At 34.3% G+C, this 19,533-nt stretch carries 15 protein-coding genes; 10 read left to right on the top strand and 5 right to left on the bottom strand.

Annotated elements, in window-relative coordinates; translation table 11 throughout:
* Nucleotides 1-89: 89 nt before the first annotated feature.
* Nucleotides 90-3,479, top strand: coding sequence for a gliding motility-associated C-terminal domain-containing protein (locus DMZ43_RS04780; protein WP_131506439.1), 3,390 nt, complete (start codon nt 90-92; stop codon nt 3,477-3,479).
* Here the strand turns inward: DMZ43_RS04780 and DMZ43_RS04775 are convergent.
* Nucleotides 3,476-4,210 (bottom strand): hypothetical protein, encoded by a 735-nt coding sequence (locus DMZ43_RS04775; protein WP_129759850.1) that lies wholly within the window; start codon nt 4,208-4,210, stop codon nt 3,476-3,478. The two genes, DMZ43_RS04780 and DMZ43_RS04775, sit on opposite strands and share 4 nt — an antisense overlap.
* Before the next feature lie 102 nt (nt 4,211-4,312).
* On the opposite strand from DMZ43_RS04775, the gene DMZ43_RS04770 reads away from it, so the two are divergent.
* From DMZ43_RS04770 to DMZ43_RS04730, 9 genes are all read left to right on the top strand, one after another.
* The gene (locus DMZ43_RS04770; RefSeq protein WP_129759849.1) at nt 4,313-4,960 is read left to right on the top strand and encodes a thymidine kinase; all 648 of its coding nucleotides are present in this window, start codon (nt 4,313-4,315) and stop codon (nt 4,958-4,960) included.
* Complete coding sequence (alr, locus tag DMZ43_RS04765) at nt 4,953-6,059, top strand: alanine racemase (RefSeq protein WP_131506438.1); 1,107 nt, start codon at nt 4,953-4,955, stop codon at nt 6,057-6,059. The genes DMZ43_RS04770 and alr overlap by 8 nt, the downstream gene beginning before the upstream one ends.
* 63 nt (nt 6,060-6,122) lie before the next feature.
* Nucleotides 6,123-6,524 (top strand): large-conductance mechanosensitive channel protein MscL, encoded by a 402-nt coding sequence (mscL, locus tag DMZ43_RS04760; RefSeq protein WP_129759847.1) that lies wholly within the window; start codon nt 6,123-6,125, stop codon nt 6,522-6,524.
* Nucleotides 6,525-6,660: 136 nt separating this feature from the next.
* Nucleotides 6,661-7,650: an aspartate-semialdehyde dehydrogenase gene (locus DMZ43_RS04755; protein ID WP_131506437.1), complete on the top strand. Its 990-nt coding sequence runs from the start codon at nt 6,661-6,663 to the stop codon at nt 7,648-7,650.
* A 106-nt stretch (nt 7,651-7,756) separates the two neighbouring features.
* Entirely contained in the window at nt 7,757-8,863 is a 1,107-nt protein-coding gene (locus DMZ43_RS04750; protein ID WP_131506436.1) for a hypothetical protein, read from the top strand.
* A gap of 24 nt (nt 8,864-8,887) precedes the next feature.
* Complete coding sequence (locus DMZ43_RS04745; protein ID WP_131506435.1) at nt 8,888-10,987, top strand: FG-GAP-like repeat-containing protein; 2,100 nt, start codon at nt 8,888-8,890, stop codon at nt 10,985-10,987.
* 85 nt (nt 10,988-11,072) lie between these two features.
* A complete protein-coding gene (locus DMZ43_RS04740) occupies nt 11,073-12,428 on the top strand; it encodes an Ig-like domain-containing protein (RefSeq protein WP_131506434.1) in 1,356 nt (451 codons plus the stop codon).
* A gap of 18 nt (nt 12,429-12,446) precedes the next feature.
* Nucleotides 12,447-14,849, top strand: a complete 2,403-nt coding sequence (locus tag DMZ43_RS04735; RefSeq protein WP_131506433.1) for an FG-GAP-like repeat-containing protein — start codon at nt 12,447-12,449, stop codon at nt 14,847-14,849.
* Nucleotides 14,850-14,919: 70 nt separating this feature from the next.
* Nucleotides 14,920-15,837 carry an ABC transporter ATP-binding protein gene (locus tag DMZ43_RS04730; RefSeq protein WP_131506432.1) on the top strand — a complete coding sequence of 306 codons (918 nt, stop codon included), beginning with the start codon at nt 14,920-14,922 and terminating at the stop codon, nt 15,835-15,837.
* On the opposite strand, the gene DMZ43_RS04725 is transcribed toward DMZ43_RS04730, so the two are convergent.
* The 4 genes from DMZ43_RS04725 to accB form a co-directional block, all read right to left on the bottom strand.
* Nucleotides 15,824-16,273, bottom strand: a complete 450-nt coding sequence (locus DMZ43_RS04725; protein ID WP_131506431.1) for a GreA/GreB family elongation factor — start codon at nt 16,271-16,273, stop codon at nt 15,824-15,826. The two genes, DMZ43_RS04730 and DMZ43_RS04725, sit on opposite strands and share 14 nt — an antisense overlap.
* Nucleotides 16,274-17,386, bottom strand: coding sequence for an FAD-binding oxidoreductase (locus tag DMZ43_RS04720; protein WP_131506430.1), 1,113 nt, complete (start codon nt 17,384-17,386; stop codon nt 16,274-16,276).
* A 193-nt stretch (nt 17,387-17,579) separates the two neighbouring features.
* On the bottom strand, nt 17,580-18,932 hold the full coding sequence (gene accC / locus DMZ43_RS04715) for an acetyl-CoA carboxylase biotin carboxylase subunit (protein WP_131506429.1): 1,353 nt from the start codon (nt 18,930-18,932) through the stop codon (nt 17,580-17,582).
* Between the two features lie 91 nt (nt 18,933-19,023).
* The gene (gene accB / locus DMZ43_RS04710; RefSeq protein ID WP_131506428.1) at nt 19,024-19,512 is read right to left on the bottom strand and encodes an acetyl-CoA carboxylase biotin carboxyl carrier protein; all 489 of its coding nucleotides are present in this window, start codon (nt 19,510-19,512) and stop codon (nt 19,024-19,026) included.
* Between the last annotated feature and the right edge of the window lie 21 nt (nt 19,513-19,533).

Below are 19,533 nucleotides of genomic sequence, written 5' to 3'. Positions count from 1 at the left end.
ATGCTAAGTAACAGTCAAATTTACAATCTTTTAAACTATCTTCACACAACCATTTTTATTATTTGACATCTATTTGTAAAAACCAACCTATGTACAAAAGCGTTTTAAGCCTCGTGATTTTTTGTCTCTGTTTTTTTAAATTATCTGCTCAAACGACAGATTTAGCAGTAGTTGTAGAGGCTCAAAACCTGAATGGTACCGATGTTTCTCAGGTTCAAATCTACCAAGAATTTCAGTACATAGTTACAATTATAAATTCTGGAAATGCGGTAAGTAACGCTACTTTTTCTTTAAACCTTAATGATGACGTTGTTGTTAACTCTTATGTTTCGCAAAACAATTTAGGAGGTGCAAGTGATGCTGAAAACTTCAACCTTGACCTCAATAACGTCCTCACAGGAAGTGTTGCTAGTTTACCCAATAACTCTAGTGTTGAAATACGAATTAATGTTAATGCGCCTACAGATATTGGAGGAATTGCTTTTGATGCATTAGTCTCTCCTCCATCAGGCACTACCGACACCAATACATCAAACAACCAGTCTATAATTTCTATTGATGTTATTGACATACCTATTGATTTTTCGGTAGTATATTCACAAATAAGTCCTGCTGAAGGAACAGGAATTAGCGCCTGGAATGATACTGTAACTTATGAATTTACAATCACCAATAATAGTAGTGTTTCATACCCTTTATATGGAATAACTGGGTTTATGACATTGCAATCTCCTTTTGAATATGGTCAACCAGTTGTACAATTACAATCTATAGAATGTGTTGGCTCAACCAACGGAACAGAGTGTCCAGATCTCTCTACTGTAAATGGTCCGTTATCTGTTGTAAATACAACGTCAGCTATTTTTAGTTATGGCACACCTCATGTGTTTACTTCAGGCGGCTCTATAACTTTTCAGGTTGTTTATCAATTTCTACAACCTAGTTGTGCTTTTGATCCACAGCAAATAATTGTAGATAGTTATATTAATATTGAGCTAAACCACGTTAATGAATCTTCGGATAGTTCTAATTTAGTTCAAACTAATTTATTGACTGCGGAATTATGTAATGTGACTGATATTTGTATTGATACTATTCAAACAAATCCTGATGTTTCTACCATTGTTGATTGGGGAGAAGAAGTCACCTTTGAAACTACAGTTTGTAATAATGGACCTCTTGACGCTCCTATTGTTTTCTTTCTACAAAACCTATCTACTACAGTAACTTGGGATATAATTAGTATAACCTGTTTAGGCACAACAGGAGATGTAACATGTGATGATTTTACTATTACTGATATGGATACGTTGTGGGCTAGTGATACGTTTACTATGCCTGTTGGAGCAACCATTACTATTGAAACAACAGTAATTTTCCTAGAACCAGAGTGCTCAACAAGTACACAAAATACACTTGCTCATGTAAGAAGCGGAACCAACATTATGCAAAGTCAGCTTTTTGATTCAAATATTGAAAATAGCGCTCAAAGTGATTTTGTTACATTACCTCCTACTGCATCTTGTCCTGCATCTGATATACAAGTTATAAAAACACAAATTGCACCAGAATTACCTGAAGGTGGAGACGTTAACAACACTACAGATTGGGGACCAATCACTTATGAAATAACCGTTACAAATGCTGGTGATGTAGATACTTTTATCGAGCTTTCAGATTATATGACTTTAGCTGGAAGCATCCCTGTTTCTGCTAGTTTACTTTCTGTTGAATGTGTTTCAACAACTGGTACTGCTGAATGTTTTACTATTACAAACGCAAACATAGATGTGGTTTTTGATGGTGAACCAGAAGATGGTGAGTTTGATGAATTTTGGGGAATTACCGTTGAAGACAATTGGGAATTACCTGCGCAAAGTTCAGTAACATTTCAAGCAACTGTAAATTGGCAACCTGGTTGTTCAAGCGCTGCTATTCCTGTTATAAATAATGTTACAGCAAATCATATTGGTGATGATATTATTGATGCAAGTCCTTCAAATAACAGTTCTCAAGTAACTTCATATTTAGCACCTTGTGTAGATTTAATTGTACAAACCTTTCCTGAGTTTACTCAAGTTACAGTTAACCAGCCTTTTGATTGGATAATTGACATAAGTAATAGCACAACAAGCTCTAACGCTACAAACATATTTTTTGAAGATATATTAGACGCTAACTTTACAGTTGTTGGAACTCCAACATGTAGCGTTACTGCTGGTACTGCTACTTGCATGAGTGGCTTTTCGGTAACCGGAAATACTATTTCGGGAGTGATTCCTAATATGGAATCTGGTTCAACTGTTAGAATACGAATTCCTGTTACTGCACCGAGTTTTGGTGGAGCTTTTAACAATACAGCCGAAGCAACACCTGATATTGCTGAAAATAATGAGTTAACTCCTGAAACAAATATTTCAATAAGCAACGTTCAAGTTATTGCACCTACTTTAACTAAAGCCTTTGATCCTGATACTATTTTTGAAGGTCAAGAAAGCACTTTAACTTTTACAGTTTACAATATTGCTTCAAACCCTTCGCAAACCAACATTTCATTTACCGATAATTTACCTGCTGGTGTAGTACTTTCTGGAGAAGCCTATTGGGTTGAAGACAATGGTTGTACATCAACATTTACAGGAACAGGTGGAGACACCTTTGTAGGCGTAACTAACCTAACCTTTCCTGAAGGTGTTGCAAGCTGTACTTTTGCAGTTTCGGTGACATCTAGTAGCATTGGCACTCATATTAATGACAGCTCTAACTTTAGCGACCAAAACAATATTGACACTTCGCAAGCCTATGCTGAGTTAACGGTTTTACAAGACACTACTGATGTAGATATTGAAATTTTAAAATCTGTTTCGCCAGAAGAAGTTTCTATTGGTGAAGAGGTGATTTTTACAATTACCGCAAGTAACCTAGGTCAAACTACAGCTACACTTATTGAGGTTATTGACAATTTACCTAGTGGTTATGAGTACATATCTTCAACTGTTTCTGAAGGCGTTTTTGATGTATCAAGCTTTACTTGGTCTATTGCTTCACTTACTTCAGGTCAATTAGAAACTTTAACGATTACTGCTCGTGTTTTATCCTCTGAAAACCTATTAAACATTGCTTTATTGGGCACAGTAAATGAAACTGATAGGGACGATACAAACAATAGCGATAATGCCGAAGTTGCTGTAAACAATTGCTTAGAAATACCTCAAGGAATTTCTCCTAACAATGATTCTTCAAATGACTTTTTAGTAATTCCTTGTATTGAAGATTATCCTGAAAACCGAATTAAGATTTTTAACCGTTTAGGAGTTCAAATTTATCAAAGTGATAACTACAGAAATAATTGGGATGGAAAACCAAATATGGGATTCCCAGAAACTTCTAGCTTATTACCTGTTGGCACATATTATTATATACTAGAAATACCAGAACTACAAAAACCTATTATGGGTTGGTTGTACTTAAATTATTAATCAAACTTACTTTCAATAATTTCCATGAAGCGTTCTTCGTAATCCTCTTTTCCTTCCCATTGGTTGTAATCAGGTTTTACGATATTTTGAATTAAATGACTCGCTTCTTGAAAAGAGCTTGATGTATTTATTTGAGAAAGCACTCTATCGTAATCTTCATTTTTACCATCAAACAAATGCTTGATAAATGCAATTTTATCATTTAAACCAATAGTAATTCCTCCTCGCTTTAGCTTATCGTTAAGCGACTTCTTTATGTCTTGTTTAGCTTCGGCAACAGGTTCAAAAATTGGCATCTCTTTAAAATCGGCTGTTAACTCTTCTAAATCGTTTTTATGATAATTGGTTTTAGGAATCGCTTTTTCAAACACTTCGTCAATTTGTTGGGTTTCTTCAGGCATTTGGGCAACAATATCCTTAATCTTTTCCATTACTGGCTCCATAATGCCATCGTCTTCAACATCGTCAAGGTTTATGTAAATTTTGTCTTCAACCTCAATATTGTCACTTACTTTATTATTGAAAGCAACATCCAACATTCCAAAAAACGACGAGTCTCCACCTATGGTTGGCATATCATCTTCAAAGTTTTCTTGGGCAAACTTTAAAACGGTAAGTTTTTCATACAGAGCAGATACTTCAGCATGCATTTTATCAACATCTTCTCTTCCTTTTAGTTTAAGAATTCGATGCGCAATGCTAATTAATTCTGATTCCAATTTCTTCTTCATAACTTTTAAAATTTAATCCAAATTATACTTTTGATTTTTAATAAATTTACGCCACCTTTATGCAAACGGGAATTTTCCCTGTTTTAGTGTTAAAATTACAAAATGTTTCTCGAAAATACAGTAAATCATAAAGAACAATTTGGATGGATTGAAGTTATTTGCGGTTCAATGTTCTCGGGTAAAACCGAAGAATTGATTCGCAGATTAAAACGAGCTCAATTTGCAAGACAAAAAGTAGAAATTTTTAAACCTGCAATTGACATACGTTATGACGATGAAAAAGTTGTGTCGCACGACTCTAACGAAATTCGCTCAACTCCTGTTCCTGCTGCTGCCAACATTCCTATTTTGGCTGATGGTTGTGATGTTGTAGGTATTGATGAGGCTCAATTTTTTGATGATGAAATTGTAAGAGTTTGCAACGACTTAGCTAACAAAGGTATTCGAGTTATTGTAGCAGGTTTAGACATGGATTTTAAAGGTAATCCTTTTGGTCCAATGCCTTATTTAATGGCAACTGCAGAATATGTTACAAAAGTACACGCTATATGCACAAAAACAGGAAATCTGGCTCAGTACAGCTATAGAAAATCTAAAAATGATAATCTTGTATTATTAGGTGAAGTTGAAGAATACGAACCTTTAAGTAGAGCTGCTTTTTATAAAACCATGTTGCGTGATAAGGTAAGAAACATGAAGGTTAATGATCCTGAGGATCTTTCTAATAAACCACAAGACGACAATGCCTAAAGTTCAAGAAACTACGCTTGAGATTAACTTAAAATCTTTAGAGCACAATTATAATTACCTTACTTCCAAAACCTCAGAAAACACTAAGTTTCTTGCTGTTGTTAAGGCTTTTGGATACGGAAGTGATCCTGGTAGAATTGCATTAAAACTTCAAGATTTAAATGCTGATTATTTTGCGGTAGCTTATGTACAAGAAGGTATAACATTACGAGATGCTGGTGTCACCAAACCTATTTTGGTGCTTCATCCTCAACCTACAAATTTTAAAACAATTATTGAACGCTGTTTAGAACCAAGTATATATAGCTTTAAAGTTTTAAAAGCATTTATTGCTGAAGCTGAAAAAGAAAAGCAGCAGCAATATCCTATTCATATTAAATTTAATACAGGTTTAAATAGATTAGGTTTTAATGAGAATGACAGTAAAGAGATTATTGACACCTTAAAAAAAACTAATGCTGTTAAAGTGAAATCTATTTTTTCGCATATGGCAGCTAGTGAAGATTTAAACGAAAAAGAATTTACGCGATCTCAAATACAAAGTTTTAAAAACATCATATCCGTTTTTGAAAACAATCTAGGTTATTCTGTTTTAAAACACATGTGCAATACTTCTGGTATTTTAAATTACCCTGAAGCACATTTTGATATGGTTAGAAGTGGTATTGGCTTGTATGGTTTTGGTAATTCAGCTGAACAAAACAAAAACTTAAAACCCATTGCAAGTTTAAAATCTGTAATCTCGCAAATTCATCATATTAATAAAGGAGAAAGCCTTGGTTACAACAGAGGTTTTGTCGCCAACAACCCAGTTAAAACCGCAACAATACCTGTTGGGCATGCTGATGGTATTGGAAGACAATATGGTAAAGGAAAAGGGTTTGTTACCATAAACAATCAACGCGCATACATACTTGGCAATGTGTGTATGGACATGATTATGGTAGATGTTACAGCTATTGACTGCGAAGAAGGAGATGAGGTTATTGTATTTGATAATACATATACTGCTGAAGCCCTTGCTTCCTCGGCAAGTACCATTTCCTACGAAATTTTAACTGCTATATCCCAACGCATCAAAAGAACTTTTATTGATTAACTCAATGTGTTGTAATAATTTTTTAGTTATTTTAGTAACATACTAACTATAAAACAATTTATTATGCTTAAAGAATTTAAAGAATTCGCAATGAAGGGTAACTTGGTAGATATTGCTGTTGCCTTTGTAATGGGTGCTGCTTTTAACAAAGTAGTAAGTTCGTTTACAGGCGGAATTGTTTCTCCCTTAATTGGATTAATTTTCAAATCAGACTTCAAAGACCAAAAATGGATCATTACCGAAGGCACCTTAAATGATGCAGGTGAAACCGTTGGTGAAGTTGCTGTATTATGGGGAGATTTCTTAACCAACGTTATCGACTTTGTAATTGTTGCTTTTGTAATGTTTATGGTTATAAAAGGAGTTAACAAAATGAAGAAGAAAGAAGAACCTGCTCCAGCAGCTCCTGCAGGACCATCAGATAATGAGTTATTAGCAGAAATTAGAGACTTATTAAAAAAGTAGTTTCTTGTTAATAATTTAACAATTGAAAATTTATTGTTAAAAAGCCTTTGTTGATAAAAAAACGAAGGCTTTTTTCGTTCAATACAAAGGAATTAATACTTAGCTTTGTTAACTTAATTTATAAAAGCATTAAAAAATGAAAGTAGCTGTAGTTGGTGCAACAGGTATGGTAGGAGAAGTAATGTTAAATGTTCTTAGCGAGCGTAACTTCCCTTTAACCGAACTTATTCCTGTAGCTTCAGAACGTTCTGTAGGAAAATCGGTTTTGTTTAATGGTAAAAACTATACTGTTGTTGGACTAAAAGATGCTGTTGCAATGCGTCCTGATATTGCTTTATTTTCTGCTGGTGGAGGAACCTCATTAGAATGGGCTCCAAAATTTGCTGAAGTAGGAACAACTGTTATTGATAATTCTTCGGCATGGAGAATGGATCTAGACAAAAAACTAGTGGTTCCAGAAATTAATGCTAACACACTTACAAAAACCGATAAGATTATAGCTAACCCTAACTGTTCTACAATTCAAATGGTTTTAGCGTTGGCTCCTCTTCATAAAAAATATAAAATAAAACGTATTGTAGTTTCTACTTACCAATCCGTTTCTGGAACAGGAGTAAAAGCTGTAAAACAACTAGAAAATGAAATGGCAGGAGTAGAAGGAGAAATGGCTTATCCATATCAAATCCACCGAAACGCCATTCCACATTGCGATGTGTTTGAAGAAAACGGTTACACAAAGGAAGAGATGAAACTCGTAAGAGAAACTCAAAAAATTCTTGATGATAGAACTATTGCTGTCACTGCTACTGCTGTAAGAATACCTACAGCTGGTGGTCACAGTGAAGCAGTTAATGTAGAGTTTGAAAATGATTTTGACCTTAAAGAAGTACGAAATATTTTAGAAAACACTGATGGTGTTGTGGTTCAAGATGATTTACAAAACAACTCTTACCCAATGGCAATAAATGCACACGGTAAAGACGATGTTTTTGTTGGAAGAATAAGACGAGATGGCTCACAACCCAATTCCTTAAACCTTTGGATTGTAAGCGATAACCTTCGTAAAGGAGCAGCTACAAATACAGTTCAAATTGCTGAGTACTTGATTAAAGAAAATTTAATATAAAAAATAGCATTTTAACTCAAATAAACAGTAAAAACGTGTAGTACAACTAATTAATTCTATTTGCTTTACATGAATAGTTATCTTAGGTGTCCAAATTTTACTGTAAATGCTAAAAAATTACTTACAGCGTATCGGTCTGATTATGTTGGTTTTGGTACAGTTTTCATGTGCCAAAGACGACAATTACATTTCTTTACCTCAAGACGAAGACCCTATTGAAACGTCTCCAGTGGTTTTTGACATTGAGTCTGTTCCTTATCAAACGCTTTCTGAATATAATTTCTTTGAAGGAGACTTATCAAACCTAAACCCTGTTTATGGTGTTTTACCTTATGATTTAATTTCTCCTCTGTTTTCAGATTATGCTCACAAAAAACGATTTGTTTGGATGCCTGAAGATGTAAGTGCTAGCTATGTTAATGACCATTCTGTTCTTAACTTCCCTGTTGGAACAATTCTCATCAAAAACTTCTATTTTGATACTGTTTCTCCTGGTTCGCAAACCAAAATTCTAGAAACAAGGTTAATGATTTTAAAGGAAGAAGGTTGGGTATTTGCAAATTACAAATGGAACGAAGAACAAACTGAAGCCAATTTTGATTTAAACGGAAGTTTTGAAGCTTTCAGTTTTACTGAAAACAATATTGAAAGAAATGTAAATTATCGTATTCCTGCAGAAGCAGAATGTTTAACCTGTCATAAATCATCTAGTGACACTTCAATTCCAATAGGCCCTAAACCACAAAACTTAAACAAAAGTTTTTTATATGAAGATGGTACAAAAAACCAACTTCAAAAATGGATTGAAATGGGTTATTTAACAGGAAGTGTTCCTCAAAACATCTACTCTGTTGTTGACTGGAGTGATGAAAGCGAGCCTCTAGAGCTTCGTGTTAGATCTTATCTAGACATTAATTGTGCGCATTGCCATTCAGACGATAGACACTGCGATTATAGACCTGTAAGATTTGCTTTTAATGAATCAGAAGATATTACCAACCTAGGCGTTTGTGTTGAACCTCATACAGTTATTGATCCTGCGTTAACTTATATTGTAAGCCCAGGAAACATACAACGCTCTGTAATACCAACAAGATTAAATACAACAGAGGAATCCTTGAGAATGCCTCTATTAGGAAGAACACTAATACACAAAGAAGGTGTTGACTTAATAGAAGAATGGATAAACTCGCTAAATACTATATGTGAATAATAATACTACTTATATAACTTAATTATGAAACCTATAATAATATCAATCTTTGCCTTTTTTGTTACTGTTTCAGTAAACGCTCAAAGTTATAACTCATGTACTGATGCGTTTAATGCTCCAACAATTACTGCCGGAACTTACTCTGTAGGAACAATAGATGGCGATGAACCAAGTGATTTTTGTATAACAGGTAGTAGCTCAAGTGTTACTGCTGCTGAGTGGGTTAAATATGTGCCAACTGCTGATTATTCAATTACGGTGAGCTCTGACCTTCCTGTTAATGGAAATAAAGATACTCGCTTACACATTTACACAGGAACCTGTGGAAGCTTAACTTGTGTTAGTGGTGATGATGATTCAGGTACATTTACAGGAACAAATACTGGTTCGTATTTATCTGTGTTAACAGTAGAGGTAACTGCAAATCAAACGTACTACATTGTTTGGGACAACAAGTATACAGATAGTAATGACTTTGACTTTGAATTAACCGAAAATCCTCCAACTCCTCCTGTTCCTGTTACATTTACAACTCAGGCTTCTGGAATGTCTGGTTCTTACAAAAGAGGTATGGTAGATATGAATGGCGATTTTCTAGACGATTTAGTTGCCGTTAATACCGATTCAACTTACGTTTCAGGATATGATATTGAAGGTGACCCTATTTACACAACTGTTGAAAAACCTTATATCTTTATTCGTTATCAATTAGCTGGAGGAGCATTTCAAAAAACCAAAATAGTTACTTCTTATCCTGATTATAAACCGTCTTGGAGTTTAGCTGCAGGAGACTGGGATGCTAATGGGTACAATGATCTTTTATATGGAGGGAACTCTGGCGTAACATTCATGAAAGCTAACTCAACAGGAACTGCATATACCGAAATCTCTGGTCCTGAATATGTTTTTTCACAACGTTCAAACTTTGTTGATATTAATAATGATGGTCATTTAGATGCATTTGTTTGTCATGACACGGCTCCTAGCGTATCCTATATTAATGATGGTTCTAATAATCTCATCTATGAAAACACTAATGGATTAGGAGATTATGCTTCGGGTGGAAACTATGGTTCTATTTGGGTCGATTATGATAACGACAGAGATATAGATATGTTTATGGCTAAATGTGGCGGTAGTACCGAAAGAAGAACAAACCAGTTGTACAGAAACAATGGAAATGGAACTTACACCGAAGTAGGAACTGTAGCTGGTTTAGACGATATAATGCAAACTTGGTCTTCGGCTTGGGGTGATTTTGATAACGATGGAGATATGGATGTTTACATTGGCTCAAGTACTGCAAACGACCATAAAATAATGCGCAACAATAATGATGGTACTTTTACTGATGTTACTGCAGGATCAGGTATAAGTAGCGCTAATCAAGGAATAGAGTGTGTTGCAGGTGATTTTGATAATGATGGGTATTTAGATGTGCTTTCAAATGGATCTATTTTGTTTGGTGATGGCACATTAAAATTTAATGTATATAGTGGTCCTCCTAGTGGCTCAATTGGCGATATAAACAATGATGGTTTCTTAGATGTCTTTACTAATAGCGTTTATGTAAATGATGGCAACAGTAATAACTGGATAAAAATTATTACCATTGGAGATCAAGCTGGTGGTTATAGTAATATTAATGGTATTGGAGCTAGAGTAGAAATTAATTCTGCTTTAGGAACTCAAATTAGAGATGTTCAAAGCGGAACTGGTTTTAGGCACATGAGTACATTAAATACACATTTTGGTATTGGTACAGATAGCTCTATAAACTATATAAGAATTTATTGGCCATCAGGAATTATCGATCAAGTTAACAACCCTTCAATTAACGGAAGCATTACAATTATAGAAGGAGCTAATACATTAGGACTAGAAGATTCAATGGTTAATGATTTAATTCTTTATCCAAACCCAACTAAAGATATTTTAAACTTAGGAAGAATAGACAATTTAGCAGATGCTTTTTACACCATTTTCGATATTACTGGCAAACGTGTAGTAAATGCTAAACTTAGTCAAAACTCTATTGATGTTTCACATTTAAATTCAGGAAACTATATTTTAAGAGTAGTATATGGCGCATCAATTAAAACCCAAAAATTTATCAAATACTAAACTATTTAACAATAAACACATCATATCTTAAAAGCTTTTAGCTTTAAGTAGATATATTTCTTATATTAGGCTTCTTTTCTTACTTATGTTGAAAAAAGCTCTGTTATTAGGAATATTACTTGTTTGCTTTTCTTGTGGTTCAGACGATAATTATGTTTCAAGAGAAATTGAAACAAGTCTTGATACTGCTTCAACTCAAGAGTCTGTTTCTGTTCAAATAGCTATTTTTGAAAACGATGGTTATATTCCCGAACAAGGTTTTTTAACAATAACTACTGCTTCTAATGGTTTTGTGGAAATTTTAAACAATAACACGCAAACTATTTTAGATGACCTTGTGGTTTACACTCCAAGTCCAAACTTTACTGGTCAAGACACCTTTACTTACACAGTTTGTGAAAATGAAAACTCCTCAATCTGTGTTACTGAAACTGTATCTATTACTGTGACTTCAGCCTCAACCGTAAGCTTCAACCTTAACGAAATACCTTATCAAAACTTATCGGAGTATGGGTTTTTTACTGGAACTTTAAAAGACTTAAATCCTAGTTCAGGAGTTGTTCCTTACGATCTTAGCTCTCCTCTATTTAGTGATTATGCTCATAAAAAACGTTTTTTATGGATGCCTAATAATGTTTCAGCTCAATATATTAATGATCACAGTCCTTTCGATTTTCCTGTTGGTACAGTACTGATTAAAAATTTTTATTACGAAAATGTTCAACCAACAAATACAACCGTACTTATTGAAACCCGATTAATGTACATGACTGATGAAGGTTGGGATTTTGCAAAATATGTTTGGAATGATGAACAAACCGAAGCGACTTTTACAGATGATGGCAGCTTTAAAAGTATCGAGTGGATAGAAAACTCACAACTTAAAACGGTTAATTACCGAATACCCTCCAAAAATGAATGTTTTACTTGCCATAACAAATTTGGAACTCCACTTCCTATTGGTCCTAAACCGCAAAATATAAATAAAGAATACAATTACTCCGAAGGTTTAAAAAATCAATTAAACAAGTGGATTGAGGTTGGTTACCTAGAAAACACCATACCTTCCAACATCGTATCAACTGTTAACTGGGAAGATGAGTCGCTTCCTTTAGAAATTAGAGCTAGGTCATACATTGATATAAACTGTGCGCATTGTCACTCAGACGAGAGTTATTGTGAGTACAGGTCAATGCGTTTTGCTTTTAACGAAAACGACAACCAAGAAAACATGGGTGTTTGTGTTGATGCTGATACGCAAGTCGAAGGGCTAACAACAATAGTAACACCAAACAACTTTAACGAATCCATACTACACTTTAGAATTAATTCTGTGCAAGATCAATATAGAATGCCTTTACTGGGTAGAACTTTAAAACATGTTGAAGGCGTTAGATTAATAGAAGAATGGATAAACTCCTTAAGTACAGATTGCCAATAAATTAAAACTAATCATGATATGAAAAAAATTACTCTAGTTTTATTTTTAATTTCGAGCTGCTTAAGTGCTCAAGTTTTAAATCAATCAGCCAATTGGCCAAATACCAACTGGACACTATCAGGAACCTATGATAATAATCCATTAATTTTTGTAGAAAACCCAACAGTAGATTCATCAACATTTTCATTTGATGAAGACGAAGCTGGTGATAACTCTATAAATAATATTGCTGCTGTTTCTCCAGTAATTAATCTCACCAATGCTTATAATGCAGGGGAAACATGGATACTAGTAGACGCTAATTACGTTATTAGTATTTATCAAGATGAATCTTTAAGTTTAGAGTATTGGGATGATGACGCTTCGAGTTGGATTAGTTGGGGAACTCCTATTACCTCTAATTCATCTGGTGCGCCAAACAGCAATTTTTGTGGTGGTCCACCTGAAGCCTTAAATGCAGGTCATTTAAACATTTCAGCTTTTACTGCCAACCAACTGGCAAACTTTCAATATCGAATTCATTATAATGATAATGGTTCTTGGGGTTGGGGCTTTTGTCTTACCTCACCAACCATTTATTCTCAAATGCCTCCTGCTTGTCCTAATATAACTAACCTTAGTGTGAGTAACGTTTCTTATGATTCTGCAGATATTTTCTGGCAAGCTGGTGATGTAGAATCGTCTTGGGAAATAGCTATTCAATTGGCTGGAACAGGAGTGCCAACTGGATCAGGAGAAAGCACAACTTTTAATAACCCTTATGAGGCTAGTAGCTTATTAGACAATACAACTTATGAAGTTTATGTTAGAGGAAATTGTGGAGGTGAAGATTATAGCAATTGGATAGGTCCTGTTAACTTTACTACACCTGTATTATCTAGAGTTAACTTTACTCAAGACCCAATAGATGTTGCCTCTGGTTACGATTTAACTGTTGTAGACATGAACAATGACTTCTTAGACGATATCGTTTCTGTATCAAATACTAATGTAAATATTCATTACCAATTAAGTACTGGAGGTTTTAATGAAGCTAATTTACCGACACCTGAAGCAGACTTTATGCCTGGGTGGAGTATGGCAGCAGCAGACTTTGATGCTAATGGATATACAGACCTAGTTTATGGAAACACATTTGGAGTTACTTTTATGAAGGCAAATGATACAGGTACTGCTTTTACTGAAATCTCAGGTCCTGAAGACGTATTTTCTCAACGCACAAACTTTGTTGACATCAATAACGATGGGCATCTCGACGCTTTTGTTTGTCATGATGTTGCTCCTAACGTTTTCTATATTAACGATGGAAATGGTAACCTAACATTTAACCAAGGTGGATTAGGCGATTATTCATCTGGTGGTAATTATGGCTCTATCTGGATTGATTATGATAACGATAGAGATATTGATATGTTTATTGCTAAATGCGGAGGAGAAGTTGCGAGAAGAACCAATCAAATGTTAACCAATAATGGAGATGGTACTTTTACTGAAAACGCTACTGCCTTAGGACTTGACGACCCAATGCAAACATGGTCTTCTACTTGGGGAGATTATGATAACGATGGAGACATGGATGTGTTTGTTGGTGCAAGTTCAGGAAGTCACAAATTAATGAGAAATAATGGTAATGGTACTTTTACCGATGTAACTTCTGGTGCTGGTGTAAGTACTGCTCCTACTGGTCATGAAAACGTAAGCTATGATTTTGACAATGATGGTTTTTTAGATATTGCTTGTAATGGTACAATTATGTATGGAAAAGGAGACCTCACGTTTGAAGATATAGATAATGCGCAATTGAGTTACGCCAACGGATCGTTTGGAGACTTAAACAATGATGGCTTCATCGATGCTTACTACAACGAAACAATATACTGGAACAATACAACACCTAATAACTGGATAACAATTAATACTGTAGGTACAGTTAGCAATATTCATGGTATTGGGGCCAGAGTTGAAATTCATACAGATTCAGGTACTCAAATAAGAGATGTAAGAAGTGGAGAGGGTTTTAAATACATGAGTACACTTAACACTCACTTTGGTTTAGGCTCTCAAACAAGTATTAATAACATTACTATTTATTGGCCTTCTGGTATTATAGATATTGTTGAAAACCCAACAATAAATACTAGTGTAGTTGTTGTTGAAGGAGAAACTCTTGGATTGGACGATACGCTAACAGATAACTTAATTATCTACCCTAACCCAACAAAAGACTTTTTGAATATTTCTCTTCCTGCTGATAACCTTGAAAGTGCGATTTACACTATTTTCGATTTTACAGGTAAACGTGTTAGCAATGCTAAATTAGATGCTTCAATCATAGATGTATCCTACTTAAGTGCAGGAAATTATGTTTTAAGAATCATTTCTGGAAATTCAATTAAAACTCAAAAATTTATAAAACAGTAATATACTTTTTATATAAAATTTCTAAAATCGCTCAAGTGACTGAGCGATTTTTTTATGGTACTTTTGCAGCATGCTAAGCGTAAAGAACATTTCATTTAAATACAGTAAAGATTTTATACTTAAAGATATTGACTTCACAGTTAAAAAAGGAGAGCACATCTCAATTATTGGTGAAAGTGGTTCAGGTAAATCAACACTGCTGAAGCTTATTTACGGAGAATTGGATTGCACCAAAGGACAGCTGTTTTGGAATACTACCGAAATTTTAGGCCCTAAGTATAATCTTGTTGTTGGCTATCCCTTTATGAAATATGTATCGCAAGAATTCGATTTAATGCCTTTTACTTCTGTTGAAGAAAATATAGGCGCATTCCTATCTAATTTTTTTCCAGAAGAGAAAAAAGAACGCGTTAATGAACTTCTTGAAGTAGTTGAATTAAATGACTTTGCCAAAACTAAAGTAAAACTGCTTAGTGGAGGTCAAAAACAACGTGTAGCTTTAGCTAGAGCTATTGCAAAACAACCTGAAATATTGTTGCTAGATGAACCTTTTAGCCATATTGATAATTTTAAAAAACAAAGTCTAAGACGAAATCTTTTTAACTATTTAAAAGCAAAAAACATTGCTTGCGTTGTTGCCACACATGATAAAGAAGACGTCTTAGGATATGCTGATCGAATTTTAGTCTTAAACGATTCAAAAATTGTTGCAAACAACACACCTGAAACTCTTTTTAAAAATCCTAAAGAACCTTTAATTGCTTCTTTTTTTGGAGAGTTTAATACTATTGGTGGTCAAATTATCTACGCACATCAATTAAAAGTGGTTGAAAATTCAAAGCTGAATGTTACGGTAAAACAGTCTTACTTTAAGGGAACACATGTTTTAATAGAAGCCATATACAATGGAAGTTCAGTGTTTTTTAACCACCATACTAAACTAGAAAAAGGAGCAAACGTGTGTTTAGAAGTTGTTACCCAACCTTAGTGATTTTAAAGGTTTTATCTCTAAAAACAACCTCATCACCTATCCTTTTCCCTGTTAGTTTTTGACCTATTGGTGTTTGTGGAGAAATTGCAAAAAACGCTATTCCGTTAATACGTATTTGACCAGCACTTATTGCTATAAAATAATTTAAATCGCTAGTGTAAACAACACTTCCTAAGGTAATTTTTAAAGTTGTACTTAAAGGATTTACTTTAAAAAGAACCTCTTTTAAAGCTTCAGCATCTCTAAGTTGTTCACCTGCTTTTTCTCGCTCTAACTGAATCATAGCGCGACCTGTTTCGTGCTTATCTCCTGCACTACTTTTGGTTTCAGAAAGTAATGATTGTTGAATTTCTTCTATGTTACGCTTGATAGCTTCAATTCTGTTTTCAACAAAATTTAAACACTGACTGTATAGTTCTTGCTTGATACTCACTTAAATTAACTCTGATAACTCTTTACCTATACTACTACCTATTGCAACTCCCATACCTCCTAAACGTACACCACAAAATACATTATTGGACACTTGTTTAACAATAGCCTTCTTTTGATTACCAACTCCCATTATACCACTCCATCTATGGTCAATTTCAAAAGGTGTTTGAGGTAAAATGGTGGTTTTTAACAACAATTCTAGTTGGTCTTGAATTAATTTGGTTTGATTAAATTCTGTTGTTTCTTCGCCTTTAAAATCAAGGTGTCGACCTCCTCCAAAAAGGATTCTATTATCAATATTTCTGAAATAATAATAGCCCTTATCTAAATGAAACGTTCCTTTTATGGGTAAGTTTTCAATGGGTTTTGTAATTAAAACCTGGGCTCTTGCAGGTTTTACATCTTCATCTAATAATTGAGACGCAAAACCATTTGTGGCTATTATTAGCTTTTTGGTTTTAAACTCAAATGCATTGGTTTTTAGATGAACCGAAGCAGTTGCTTCCTCAAATGCTTCTAGTGTAAGGTTGTTAAGTATTTTAATGCCTTTATGCAACACTTTTTCTAGTAAATCTTGCATCATTAAACCTGTGTCTATTTGACCTTCAAAGGGATTAAAAACGTACTTGTCTTTGATGTTTTTGAACTTAAAGTCGTTACCTCTTAAACCAAATACATCAGCCTTAAAAATAGGGTTTAACAAGCTGTTTACTGATTCTCGCTTGGACAAACAATCTTCATATAATTCATGGTCTGTTTCAGAGAAAAGCTCATAACCACCCAATTGCTGATAATCTATCGCTTTATCAGATAAGTTTTCTCGCAATAACCTTAATCCTTCAATACGTTTTTTTACAAGGTTTACAACCTCTTCTTCTGTATGTGTGTTTAAATCATCTAGAATTTCGCTTAAGCTACCAAAACAAGCAAATCCTGCATTTTTAGTACTTGCGCCTTGAGGTAAAATCCCTTTTTCTAAAATTAAAATTTTAGCTTTTGGGTATTTATTTTTTAAGTGTAGTGCACAGTTTAAACCAACAATACCACTACCAACAATAGTAAAATCGATATTGCTTAACCATGTTTTTATTTCCCAGTAACTAAAATTCAAAAAGACGAAAGGTTTATTACTGTAAATGTACTTATTTTTTAGTAGTATTTTTGACTTGTGTTAAGGATAGAAACGGCATCCTTTTTTTGAGGAACGAAGAAAAAAGATATAGTGAATAGCCTGACTTTTGCGCATGAAATAGCAAAAGGAACACCATAAAAAAACTCCGAATTTTCATTCGGAGTTCTATTATTTATTCTTCAACTTGTTTTTCCATTACAAAATCTTCCATAAACTTAGTAGTATAGTTTCCTGCTAAATAATCAGGATGTTCCATAAGTTGTCTGTGGAAAGGTATTGTAGTTTTAATGCCTTCAATAACAAACTCGTCTAGAGCACGTTTCATTTTATTAATGGCTTCTTCTCTTGTTTGAGCAGTAGTAATCAACTTAGCGATCATAGAATCGTAGTTTGGCGGAATACTATATCCTGCATAAACATGAGTATCTAAACGTACACCATGACCTCCTGGAGCGTGTAATGTAGTTATTCTACCTGGAGATGGTCTAAAGTCGTTAAATGGATCTTCAGCATTAATTCTACATTCAATTGAGTGTAGATTTGGCGTGTAGTTTTTACCAGAAATTGGCACACCTGCTGCTACTAAAATTTGTTCGCGTATTAAATCGAAATCAATAACTTGTTCAGTAATTGGATGCTCAACTTGAATACGAGTATTCATTTCCATGAAATAGAAGTTTCTGTGTTTATCTACAAGAAACTCTACAGTTCCTGCGCCTTCATATTTTATGAATTCTGCTGCTTTTACTGCTGCTTCACCCATTTTTTTACGAAGAGCATCAGTCATAAAAGGCGATGGTACTTCTTCGGTTAATTTTTGATGACGACGTTGTACCGAGCAATCTCTTTCAGATAAATGACATGCTTTTCCACGAGAGTCACCAACAACTTGAATTTCGATATGTCTTGGCTCTTCAATAAGCTTTTCCATATACATATCGTCATTTCCAAAGGCTGCTTTACTTTCTTGTCTAGCCGATTCCCATGCTGCTTTAAGGTTTTCTGGTTTCCATACAGCACGCATTCCTTTTCCACCACCACCAGCAGTTGCTTTAAGCATTACTGGGTAACCTACTTCTTTTGCAAGTTTTTCACATTCTTCAAAATCGGCAATAATACCTTCACTACCTGGTACACATGGTACTCCTGCAGCTTTCATTGTAGCTTTAGCTGTTGCTTTATCTCCCATTTTAGAGATCATTTCAGCTGAGGCTCCAATAAATTTTATATTATGCTCTTCACAAATTTTAGAAAACTTAGCATTCTCAGATAAGAATCCGTATCCTGGATGAATTGCGTCAGCGTTAGTAATTTCGGCTGCGGCAATTATATTAGACATTTTTAGGTAAGACTCTGTACTTGGTGCAGGACCAATACAAACGGCTTCGTCAGCAAACTTTACATGTAAACTATCAGCATCTGCTGTAGAGTAAACAGCTACCGTTTTAATGCCCATTTCTTTACAGGTTCTAATAACACGAAGTGCTATTTCTCCTCTATTGGCTATCAGTATTTTTTTAAACATAACTAGATGAGTTTAAAAGTTTATGGTTTATGTGTTTAGAGTTCTAGCTAAAATAGTTTTGAACTTTTAACTGTAAACTTTAAACTTCGAATTATGATGGATCTACTAAAAATAATGGTTGATCGAACTCAACTGGTGATGCATCGTCCACTAGTACTTTTACGATTTTTCCTGAAATTTCAGATTCAATTTCATTGAATAATTTCATCGCTTCAATAACACACAATACGTCACCTTCTTTAATAGTGCTTCCTACCTCAACAAAAACAGGCTTGTCTGGTGAAGGCTTGCGGTAAAATGTTCCAATTATTGGAGACTTTATAGTTACATATTTTGAATCTTCATTTGAAGCTGCTGGTGCAACAGGAGTTGATGCTACAACTTCAGCTGCAGCAACTGCTGCTGGTTGAGCAACTGGTGTTTGAGCCATTGGAATTTGTTGTACAATGGTTGTTGCTTCTCCTTTATCGTCACTTCCTGTTTTAATGGTGATTTTTATATCGTCCATTTCTAATTTAACCTCGCTTGCTCCAGACTTGGCAACAAATTTGATTAAGTTTTGAATTTCCTTTATATCCATAATAAATTAGATTAGTTAATT

The organism is Meridianimaribacter sp. CL38 (genome assembly GCF_004328055.1).
In the GTDB taxonomy this organism is placed as follows: domain Bacteria; phylum Bacteroidota; class Bacteroidia; order Flavobacteriales; family Flavobacteriaceae; genus Gaetbulibacter_B; species Gaetbulibacter_B jejuensis.
Note: the sequence above shows the minus strand (reverse complement) of the source record. Positions and strands in the feature narration are given on the sequence as shown.